The following is a 10,226-nucleotide window of genomic DNA, read 5'->3' as shown; positions in this document are numbered from 1 at the left end:
GGTGGCGCACGCGTCGGCTGATCCGGATGTGCTGCGGACGGCGTTGGTGCGGGGGGCGTTCGAGTACCAGGGGCAGAAGTGCTCCGCGGCGTCCCGCGCGTTCGTCGCCCGCTCGGTGTGGGAGCGGATGCGCGACGACTTCGTCGGCGAGGTCGAGGCGCTCACCGTCGGCGACGTGACGGACTTCGGCAACTTCATGGGGGCGCTGATCGACCGCCGGTCCTTCGACCGGGTCTCCGGCGTGCTGGAGCGCGCCCGCGCGGACTCCGGTCTGCGCGTCCTGGCCGGCGGCACCGCCGACGACACCGAGGGCTACTTCGTCCGCCCCACCGTGCTGGAGGGCGACGACCCGGGCCACGACGTGTTCCGCACCGAGTACTTCGGCCCGGTCCTCGCCGTGCACGTCTACGACGACGCCGACTACGAACGCGTCCTCGGCGCCGTGGACGCCGGATCGGCCTACGCCCTCACGGGTGCGGTGATCGCCCGGGACCGCGCCGCCATCGCGGCGGCCACCCGGGCGCTGCGCTTCGCCGCTGGGAACTTCTACGTCAACGACAAGCCCACGGGATCCGTCGTCGGGCAGCAGCCCTTCGGCGGCGCCCGCGCCTCCGGCACCAACGACAAGGCCGGCTCCGCGCAGAACCTGGCGCGGTGGGCCAGCCCGCGCGTCATCAAGGAGACCTTCGTGCCACCGACCGCCTCCGGCCACCCGCACCAGGGCTGAGCCCTCCGTCCCGTGGCCGCGGGCCCGCCGGCCCGCGGCCGTCCGCCCGGCCGAACCCGCGAGGTCCACCATGCTCCGTACCCCACTCCTCATCGCGGCCCGTTCCCCCCGCTGCCGCGCCCTCGTCGAGCACTCCCCGCTCACCCGGGGACTGGTCACCCGGTTCGTCGCCGGGGAGACCCTGGAAGAGGCGCTGCCCGTCGTCGCGGAGCTGACCCGCGACCGCCTGGTCACGCTCGACCACCTCGGCGAGGACGTCACCGACACCGCCCAGGCCGAGGCGACGGTGGCCGCCTACACCCGGCTGCTCGCCGAACTGGACCGGGCCGGCCTCGCCGGCCGGGCCGAGGTGTCGGTGAAGCTTTCCGCGGTCGGGCAGGCGCTGCCCGCGGACGGCGAGAAGATCGCGCTGCACAACGCCCGGCGGATCTGCGAGGCGGCGGCGCGGGCCGGCACCACCGTCACCCTGGACATGGAGGACCACACGACGACCGACTCCACGCTCGGTATCCTGCGCGACCTGCGGGTCGACTTCCCGTGGGTGGGCGCGGTGCTGCAGTCCTACCTGCACCGCACCGAGGCCGACTGCCGCGACCTGGCCGGGCCCGGCTCACGGGTCCGGCTCTGCAAGGGCGCCTACGACGAGCCCGCCTCGGTCGCCTACCGCGACAGGGCCGAGGTGGACCGCAGCTACGTCCGGTGCATGCGCATCCTGATGGCGGGCGAGGGGTACCCCATGATCGCGTCGCACGACCCGCGCATGGTCGCCATCGCCGGCGGCCTCGCCGTGCGCCACGGCCGCTCCGCCGCCGAGTACGAGCACCAGATGCTGTTCGGGATCCGCGAGGCCGAGCAGCGCCGGATCGCCGCGGCCGGCGGGCGCATGCGGGTGTACGTGCCCTTCGGCACCGAGTGGTACGGCTACTTCATGCGCCGGCTGGCCGAGCGGCCGGCCAACCTGGCGTTCTTCCTGCGCTCGCTCGCCGGGCGCCGCTGAGCGCCCGACCGGCCCGGGAGCGGGGCGCGGGGGCGCGCCCGGCCCGCTAGCCCACCGGCCCCGTCCCGCGGGCGGGAACGCCCGGGAAGATTCCGTCCTGTGACAAACCAACGGGAACCGCGGCCGGGGTCCGTACGTTACGTTGAGCGCAGGACATCCACGCCCTGAAAGGCTTGCACAACCATGCGGATACGAGGTTCCAACCCCGTTCTGAAGCGGGTCATGTCATCCGGGCAGGGGGGAGCGGGCGCCCCGCCGTACCAGCAGCCCTATGGCCAGGGCCCGTACCAGCAGCCGTACGGCCAGCCGGGCTACGCGCAGGGCTACCCCGGCTACCCGCAGCAGGGGTACCAGCAGTACCCGCAGCAGCCGTACGGGTACGGCCAGCCGGTCCCGCCGACCTCGGCGGACGCGCGGCCCATGACCATCGACGACGTCGTCATCCGCACCGGGCTGGTGCTCGCCGTCGTGGCCGCGGCAGCGGTGGTGTCGTTCTTCATCCCCAACCCGGTCCTGATCTTCGGCGGCATGATCGTCGCCCTGGTCCTGGGCCTCGTCATCTCGTTCAAGCAGTCCACCAACCCCGCGCTGATCTTCAGCTACGCGGTGGCGGAGGGGCTGTTCCTCGGCGGCATCAGCCGGATCTTCGAGATGTCGGCCGGTGTCGCCACCGGCGGTCTGGTGACGCAGGCGATCTTCGGCACGATCTTCGCCTTCGGCGCCATGCTCGCGCTGTACGCGTTCCGCATCGTGCGGGTCACCAACACCTTCGTCAAGGTGGTCTCCGCGGCGCTGATCGCGGCCGTCGTCCTGCTGCTGGCCAACCTCGTCATCGGCCTGTTCAACGGCGGTGTCGGCCTGGGCCTGCGTGAGGCCGGTCCGCTCGGCATCATCGTCTCGCTGGTGCTCATCCTCGTCGCCTGCGCCACGCTGGCCATCGAGTTCCGGGGCATCGAGGACGGCATCCAGGCCGGTCTGCCGCACCGGTTCGCCTGGCAGTGCGCGTTCGGCCTCACGGTCTCGCTGGTCTGGCTGTACATCGAGATCCTGCGCCTGCTGTGGATGATCCAGTCCATCTTCAGTGACTAGCGCGTCGCCGCTCGCGGCGGCGCGCCCACGACGAACGCCTCGTCCGGTCGGACGAGGCGTTCGTGTTTCGTCGGCGGCCCGGGCCGGTCGGAGCGGGCCGTGCGCCGCGCGCAAGCGCCCGCGGCGGGTGGTCGGGGCGGTTCCGCTGGTCGGGATCGTCGACGTGCGCCGCCGGAGCGGCGGGGTTCAGGAGCGCTGCGACGGGACGCCCGAGCGGTTGCGGCGCCGCCGATCGAACTCGTGCACGATGGCGCTGGCGTAACCGTGGCTCAGACCGTGCTCGTCCGCCAGCCAGTTCGACCGCTCGGAGCAGCGGGTCAGTGCGGGGCCCTTCTCCAGCGTGTCGAACCAGTCCTGGAGTTCGCGGCCGGTGACGGCGGGGATGCGGGCGAGGAGCAGTGCGTGTGTCTCCGGCGAGTGGGTAACCGACATGGGCACCTCCGAGAGTGACTTCACCTATCTGCGACACTGCAACACGATCTCGGTCAGGACAACCCCTCGGATTCACCTTTTACGTGGCTTTCGGTATATCGAATCTTTTCGGTCCCGTAACACGGCGTTCAGGATCGGGTGTCAGGCGTCAGGACGGTGGATCACCGGAGAAAGCTGGCATATCCCCAGGAACCTCGCCCTTCGGGTGCGGATGCCGGCACGGCCGGACCGCGCCGGCACCCCGGCACCCCGGTACCCCGGCAGCGCGACGGCCCGGGCACCCCGGCCGTTCCGGGGTGCCCGGGCCGCCATGGTCGTGCGACCGGTGCGGCCGGCGCTCAGCTCAGCCGCTCGAAGACCGCGGCCATGCCCTGCCCGCCGCCCACGCACATGGTCTCCAGGCCGAACGTGCCGTCGTGGAAGCTCAGCCCGTTCAGCAGCGTGGTGGTGATGCGCGCCCCGGTCATGCCGAACGGGTGGCCCACCGCGATGGCGCCCCCGTTGACGTTCAGCTGCCGGTCGATGTCGACGCCGATCTCGTCGGCCGACGGCAGGACCTGCGCCGCGAAGGCCTCGTTGATCTCCACCAGATCGATGTCGCGGATCGTCATGTTGGCCCGCTCCAGCGCCTGCCGGGACGCCTCCACCGGGCCGAGTCCCATGATCTCCGGCGAGAGCGCGCTCACCCCGGTGGAGACGATCCGCGCCAGCGGGGTGATGCCCAGGTCCGCGGCCCGGGTGTCGCTCATGACCACCACGGCGGCGGCGCCGTCGTTCAGCGGGCAGCAGTTGCCGGCCGTCACCGTGCCGTCCGGGCGGAACACCGGCTGGAGGGCGGCCACCTTCTCGTAGGAGGTGCCGCGGCGAGGGCCGTCGTCGGTGCTGACCACCGTGCCGTCCGGCAGCGTGACCGGGGTGATCTCGCGCTCCCAGAAGCCGTTGTCGAGGGCCTTCTCGGCGAGGTTCTGGGAGCGCACGCCGAACTCGTCCTGGCGCTGCCGGGACACGCCGCGGAGCTGCGCGACGTTCTCGGCGGTCTGGCCCATCGCGAGGTAGACGTCGGGGAGCTCGCCGTCCTCGCGCGGGTCGCGCCAGGGTGCCGCACCGCCCGAGGCCCGCCGCTCGGTGCGGGCCTGGGCCGCGGCGAACAGCGGGTTCTGCGTGTCGGGCAGCGAGTCGCTGTTGCCCTTGACGTAGCGGCTGACGGTCTCGACGCCGGCCGACACGAAGACGTCCCCCTCACCGGCCCGGATCGCGTGGAACGCCATCCGGGTGGTCTGCAGTGACGACGAGCAGTACCGGGTGACGGTGGCGCCCGGCACGGTGTCCAGGCCGAGCTGCACCGCGACCACCCGGGCGAGGTTGTACCCCTGCTCCCCGCCGGGCAGGCCGCAGCCCAGCAGCAGGTCGTCGATGTCGCGGGGGTCGAGCTGCGGAACCTTCGCGAGCGCGGCCGTGATGATCTGCGCGGCGAGGTCGTCGGGGCGGATGTCCTTGAGCGACCCCTTGAAGGCCCGCCCGATCGGTGAACGCGCGGTCGCGACGATGACGGCTTCAGGCATGCTCGCGGCCCTTCTCCTCGGTTCGACTGCTCTGTCGTGGTGCGGACCGGATGGTCGGTCTGCTACTCGCAAGTTAACCTGACGCGGCCCGCCGCTCCGCGACCGGGGCCGCGCCGCCGCCGTCCGGAGCGGTCTCCTGGGCGCCGGGCGGGCGCTCCTCCGCGGGTGGGCGCGGCCGGCCGCGCATCAGGGCCGCCCAGCGTCCGCGCGGACCGCGCTCGCGGCCGCCGACCCGGACGCCGCTGACCTCGGTCCCCGGCTGCTCCGCAGCCGCGACCGCGGCGCGGGCCACCGGCAGGACCCCCTCCCCGCGGTGTGCCCGCGGGTGGACGGGGCGGTCCGGCGGCAGGCCGAGCGCCGCGCACGCCGACGGCAGGACCGCGGCCGCCGCTTGCGCGTAGCCGTGCGCGGACGGATGGAACCGGTCCGGGCCGAACATCTCGTCGGGGTGGGTCTGGAACTCGTCCGCCAGCAGGTCGCTCAGCGAGACGGAGCGGCCTCCCTCCTCGACGACCGCGATGGTCTGCGCCGCCGCCAGCTGGCGTGAGGCGCGGCGGGCCACGTAGCGCAGGGGCGCCGCGATCGGGCGCACCGTCCCGAGGTCCGGGCAGGTGCCCACCACCACGGCGGTCCCCATACCGACCAGCTCGCGCACCGCGTACTGCAGGTGCCGGACGGACTCGGCCGGCCGCGCCCGCCGGATCACGTCGTTGGCACCGACGAAGACCACCGCGAGGTCCGGCGGTGCGTCGCGGAGCTGGTCGACCTGGCCGCCGAGGTCGCGGGAGGTGGCGCCGACCACCGCGACCGAGCGCACCCGCACCGGCCGCTGCGCCGCGGCCGCGATCCCGGTCGCCAGCAGCGCGGCCGGGGTCTGCGCGGCGTCGGCCACCGCGAACCCGGCGGCCGTGGAGTCGCCCAGCATCGCGAACGCGACGGGGTCGGTACTGTCCTTCCCGGCGTGGCCGTACAGCCCGTCCACCGGGGGAGCGGCCCACGGGGTCACGCCGACGGCGCGGTGCGCGAGGCGGGCCTGGAGGTAGAGCAGGCCCACCGTGCTGGCCCCCAGTACCGTCAACCCGCCGCCGCCGAACGCCGTCGCGGTGGCGATCCGCCGAGCCTGAGCGGCGCGCAGCACCATGGTTCCGCCTCCCCACGCCGGGGTGCCGATCCCGCAGTCGGGCTACCAACCAGTAATTTTACGGCACCGGGCTGGGAACCGCTGGTGGCAACCGGATCGCGGTCAGCCGCGGCCGGCGGCGTGATCAGGCTAGAGTTCGGGGAAACGGCCTGATCGGCCGGTGCGGACGGGCGCGTCCCGACCGCGTGGCGGAAGGGGGCGGCCGGGGGATCCACGGCCGCCGACGGAATCTAAGGGGGCACCGCTGATGCGGGTGTACGACTCGCTGATCGATCTGGTCGGGAATACCCCGCTGGTGCGGATGAGGCGGCTCACGGCCGGCCTGGCGCCGACCGTGCTGGCCAAGGTGGAGTACTTCAACCCGGGCGGCTCGGTCAAGGACCGCATCGCCCTGCGCATGGTCGAGGACGCGGAGAAGAGCGGAGCCCTCCGGCCGGGCGGCACCATCGTCGAGCCGACCTCGGGCAACACCGGCGTGGGCCTCGCCATCGTGGCGGCCGAGAAGGGGTACCGCTGCGTGTTCGTCTGCCCGGACAAGGTCGGCCCGGACAAACTCGCCGTGCTGCGCGCGTACGGGGCCGAGGTGGTGGTGTGCCCGACCACCGTCGCGCCCGACCACCCCGACTCCTACTACTCGGTGTCGGACCGGCTGGCGCGTACCCTGCCGGGCGCGTGGAAGCCCGACCAGTACAGCAACGCGAACAACCCGGAGTCGCACTACCACAGCACCGGGCCGGAGATCTGGGAGCAGACCGAGGGCCGGATCACGCACTTCGTCGCCGGCATCGGTACCGGCGGCACCATCACCGGGACCGGGCGCTACCTCAAGGAGGTGTCCGGCGGCGCGGTGCGGATCATCGGCGCCGACCCGGAGGGGTCGGTGTACTCCGGCGGCACCGGGCGCCCCTACCTGGTCGAGGGCGTGGGCGAGGACATCTGGCCGCAGACCTACGACCCCGCCATCTGCGACGAGGTCATCGCCGTCAGCGACAAGGACTCCTTCCTCATGACCCGGCGGCTGGCCAAGGAGGAGTCGCTGCTGGTCGGCGGCTCCTGCGGGCTGGCGACGGTCGCCGCGCTGCGGGTCGCCGAGACCGCCGACCCCGACGCCGTCATCGTCGTGCTGCTGCCCGACGGCGGGCGCGGGTACCTCACGAAGATCTTCAACGACGAGTGGATGGCCGACTACGGCTTCCTGTCCGCCGAGACGGAGGAGGCCACCGCGGGCGACGTCCTCGCCGGCAAGGGCGAGTCGCTGCCGGAGTTCGTGCACACGCACCCGCACGAGACCGTCGGCACGGCCGTCGCCATCATGCGGGAGTACGGGGTGTCCCAGCTGCCGGTGATGAAGGAGGAGCCGCCGGTCATGGCCGCCGAGCTCGTCGGGTCGATCGCCGAGCGGGACCTGCTGGACGCGCTGTTCAACGGCCGCGCCCAGCTCGGTGACGCCGTCGACGCGCACATGGGCCGGCCGCTGCCGATGGTGGGCTACCGCGAGCCCGTGAGCCGCTGCGTGGACCTGCTGGAGCACAGCGGCGCGGTCGTGGTGCTGCTGGACGGGAAGCCGGCCGGGGTGCTGACCCGGCAGGACGTGCTGGCCTACCTGGCGCGCTGACCCGCGGGCGGGCCGCCGGCCGGGCGCCGGTCCGCGGCCCGCACCCGCCTGCCCCGCGGTGTACCCACACCCGCCTGCCCTGCCCCTCCACCGTGCTCGTAGGGTGGGTCCTCGACGTTACCTGTCGGTAGGTGTGGAGGGCGCGTGGCACGGCTGCTGTCCTGGGTGGTGCGCGCGGCCTGGGCCTGGAGCCGCCAGCACGCCGACATCCGCGCGGGCACCCGGGCGGCCCGCAGGTTCGCCGCGTTCGGGCCCGGCACCTCCATCGCCTTCCCTCCGGCCACCATATTCGGTGAGCCGTGGATCGAACTGGGCGCGCACACGCTGCTCGGCGCGGACATCACCCTGAGCGCCGGCTTCGTGCCCGGGCTCGACCTGGGGCCGCGGCCGCTGCTGCGCATCGGGGACGGCTGCGCCATCGGCCGCGGGTCGCACGTCGTCGCGCACGCCTCCATCGAGGTGGGCGACTTCGTCTACACCGGCCCGCACGTCTACATCACCGACCAGAACCACTCCTACCGCGACACCGAGACCCCGGTCGGCCTGCAGTGGCCGGCCGACGACCCGGTGCGGATCGGACCGGGTACCTGGATCGGCGCGAACGCGGTGATCCTGCCCGGGGTCCGGCTCGGCCGCAACTGCGTGGTGGCCGCCGGCTCCGTGGTCAGACCCGGGGAGTACCCCGACCACAGCGTCATCGCCGGAGTGCCCGGCCGGGTGGTGCGCCGCTACGATCCGGAGGCCGGCTGGATGCCGCCGCTGCGCGGTCCGGGGCCGGCCGGCCGGCCGGCCGACGACGCCGCCGACCCGGCCGGCGCGTGACCGCCCCGGGGCGCGGCTGCGACGACCCGCCGGGGCGCCGCCACTAGTCTGGGGCGCATGACGTTCGAGGGTTTTGAGACCCTGGCCATCCACGCCGGCCAGGAAGCCGACGCCGAGACCGGCGCGGTCGTGGTTCCGATCTACCAGACGAGCACCTACCGCCAGGACGGGGTCGGCGGCCTGCGCGGCGGCTACGAGTACAGCCGGTCCGCCAACCCCACCCGCAGCGCCCTGGAGGAGTGCGTCGCGGCGCTGGAGTCGGGTGCGCGCGGCCTGGCCTTCGCCTCCGGCATGGCCGCCGAGGACACCCTGCTGCGCACGATCGCCAAGCCCGGCGACCACGTGATCATCCCCGGCGACGCCTACGGCGGCACCTACCGGCTGTTCGCCAAGGTGCTGGAGCGCTGGGGGGTCAGCTGGGACGCCGTCGGACTGTCCGACACCGCGGCGGTGCGCGCCGCCGTGCGGCCCGAGACGGTCGCGATCTGGGTGGAGACGCCTACCAACCCGCTGCTCAACATCGCCGACATCGCCGCGCTCGCCGACGTCGCCCACGACGCGGGCGCCCTGCTCGTCGTGGACAACACCTTCGCCTCGCCCTACCTCCAGCAGCCGATCGCCCTCGGCGCCGATGTGGTCGTGCACTCCACCACCAAGTACCTGGGCGGGCACTCCGACGTGGTCGGCGGCGCGCTCGTCGCGGCCGACCCGGAACTCGCCGAGCGGCTGGTGTTCCACCAGAACGCCATGGGAGCGGTGGCCGGACCGTTCGACGCCTGGCTCACGCTGCGCGGCATCAAGACCCTGGCGGTGCGGATGGACCGGCACTGCGCCAACGCCGAGCGCGTGGTGGACGAGCTGACCCGGCACCCCGCCGTCACCCAGGTGTACTACCCCGGCCTGCCGGACCACCCGGGCTACAAGGTCGCCGTGGAGCAGATGCGCGCCTTCGGCGGCATGGTGTCCTTCCGGGTGCGCGGCGGCGAGGAGCAGGCGCTGCGGGTGTGCGACCGCGCCCGGGTGTTCACGCTCGGCGAGTCCCTCGGCGGCGTCGAGTCGCTGATCGAGCACCCGGCCCGGATGACGCACGCCTCGACCGCCGGCTCGCCGCTGGAGGTGCCGAGCGACCTCATCCGGCTGTCGGTGGGCATCGAGTCCGCCGAGGACCTCGTGGCCGACCTGCTGCAGGCCCTCGATGACTGACGCGGCGGGGGCCGGGCCCGTCCCGCCACGGCGGGGACCGCCCGGGTCGGCCTCGCGCGCCGTCCGCGGTAGCCGGGAGAGCCACCGGAGGCGCGGTCCCCGCCGCGGGCTCCGGCGTGGGAGCCCGCAGGCAGCGGCCAACCCGAAGGCCCGGGTACCCCGCACGGCCGCCGCGCGACCCCGGGGCACACCGGTGCGACCGGCCGGCGCCGCTCCGGGGCGCCCACCTCGGCGCTCCGCTGCCGGGTCAGTCCGCCGGCGTGCCGACCCGCAGCCGGTTGCCGTCGGGGTCGCGGAGCTCCACCTCCCGGGCCCACGGGGCGTCGGCGACCGGCACCCCGAACGCGGCGGCGACCGCGTCGACGTCGCGCACCCGCAGGTACACGAGGGTGTCGGGGCGGGCGTCGCCGGTGTGCTCGGACAGGAACAGCCGCACTGGGCCGCGCGCGACCGACACGAAAGCGGGGAGCCCCGGCTCGAACCGGTGCTCCCACTCCGGGACGAATCCGAGGCGGGCGTACCAGCGGACGGCCGCCGCGGCGTCGCCCACCCGCAGGATGGGGATGGCTTCCTCTCGCATGGCCCCCATCCTGCCGACCGCCGCCGACACCCGGCCGCCGCGGCGGCGCCGGCGCGGC

General features: G+C 73.9%; 10 protein-coding genes. 6 read left to right on the top strand and 4 right to left on the bottom strand.

The window, feature by feature from the left end:
- The 3 genes from DEF28_RS08430 to DEF28_RS08420 form a co-directional block, all read left to right on the top strand.
- Positions 1-727, top strand: a 727-nt coding sequence (locus DEF28_RS08430) for an aldehyde dehydrogenase family protein (RefSeq protein WP_114396574.1), incomplete at its 5' end; no start/stop codon positions are given.
- A 70-nt stretch (positions 728-797) separates the two neighbouring features.
- Entirely contained in the window at positions 798-1,724 is a 927-nt protein-coding gene (locus DEF28_RS08425) for a proline dehydrogenase family protein (protein WP_114396573.1), read from the top strand.
- Positions 1,725-1,907: 183 nt separating this feature from the next.
- A complete protein-coding gene (locus tag DEF28_RS08420) occupies positions 1,908-2,813 on the top strand; it encodes a Bax inhibitor-1/YccA family protein (RefSeq protein ID WP_114396572.1) in 906 nt (301 codons plus the stop codon).
- A 186-nt stretch (positions 2,814-2,999) separates the two neighbouring features.
- Here DEF28_RS08420 and DEF28_RS08415 read toward each other — a convergent pair whose 3' ends face one another.
- The 3 genes from DEF28_RS08415 to DEF28_RS08405 form a co-directional block, all read right to left on the bottom strand.
- A complete protein-coding gene (locus tag DEF28_RS08415; RefSeq protein ID WP_114396571.1) occupies positions 3,000-3,245 on the bottom strand; it encodes a DUF4287 domain-containing protein in 246 nt (81 codons plus the stop codon).
- A 338-nt stretch (positions 3,246-3,583) separates the two neighbouring features.
- Positions 3,584-4,807 (bottom strand): acetyl-CoA C-acetyltransferase, encoded by a 1,224-nt coding sequence (locus tag DEF28_RS08410; protein ID WP_114396570.1) that lies wholly within the window; start codon positions 4,805-4,807, stop codon positions 3,584-3,586.
- 73 nt (positions 4,808-4,880) lie between these two features.
- Positions 4,881-5,945 carry an SGNH/GDSL hydrolase family protein gene (locus DEF28_RS08405; RefSeq protein ID WP_181874217.1) on the bottom strand — a complete coding sequence of 355 codons (1,065 nt, stop codon included), beginning with the start codon at positions 5,943-5,945 and terminating at the stop codon, positions 4,881-4,883.
- 250 nt (positions 5,946-6,195) lie between these two features.
- On the opposite strand from DEF28_RS08405, the gene DEF28_RS08400 reads away from it, so the two are divergent.
- The 3 genes from DEF28_RS08400 to DEF28_RS08390 all read left to right on the top strand — a co-directional run bounded on the left by DEF28_RS08400 (position 6,196) and on the right by DEF28_RS08390 (position 9,588).
- Complete coding sequence (locus DEF28_RS08400; RefSeq protein WP_114396568.1) at positions 6,196-7,563, top strand: cystathionine beta-synthase; 1,368 nt, start codon at positions 6,196-6,198, stop codon at positions 7,561-7,563.
- 144 nt (positions 7,564-7,707) lie between these two features.
- Positions 7,708-8,385 carry an acyltransferase gene (locus tag DEF28_RS08395; RefSeq protein ID WP_114396567.1) on the top strand — a complete coding sequence of 226 codons (678 nt, stop codon included), beginning with the start codon at positions 7,708-7,710 and terminating at the stop codon, positions 8,383-8,385.
- A gap of 57 nt (positions 8,386-8,442) precedes the next feature.
- On the top strand, positions 8,443-9,588 hold the full coding sequence (locus DEF28_RS08390; RefSeq protein WP_114396566.1) for a cystathionine gamma-synthase: 1,146 nt from the start codon (positions 8,443-8,445) through the stop codon (positions 9,586-9,588).
- Between the two features lie 247 nt (positions 9,589-9,835).
- Here DEF28_RS08390 and DEF28_RS08385 read toward each other — a convergent pair whose 3' ends face one another.
- Positions 9,836-10,168, bottom strand: coding sequence for a glyoxalase superfamily protein (locus tag DEF28_RS08385; protein ID WP_114396565.1), 333 nt, complete (start codon positions 10,166-10,168; stop codon positions 9,836-9,838).
- Positions 10,169-10,226 lie beyond the last annotated feature (58 nt).

Source organism: Marinitenerispora sediminis (genome assembly GCF_003336425.1).
Classification (GTDB): Bacteria; Actinomycetota; Actinomycetes; order Streptosporangiales; family Streptosporangiaceae; genus Marinitenerispora; species Marinitenerispora sediminis.
Note: the sequence above shows the minus strand (reverse complement) of the source record. Positions and strands in the feature narration are given on the sequence as shown.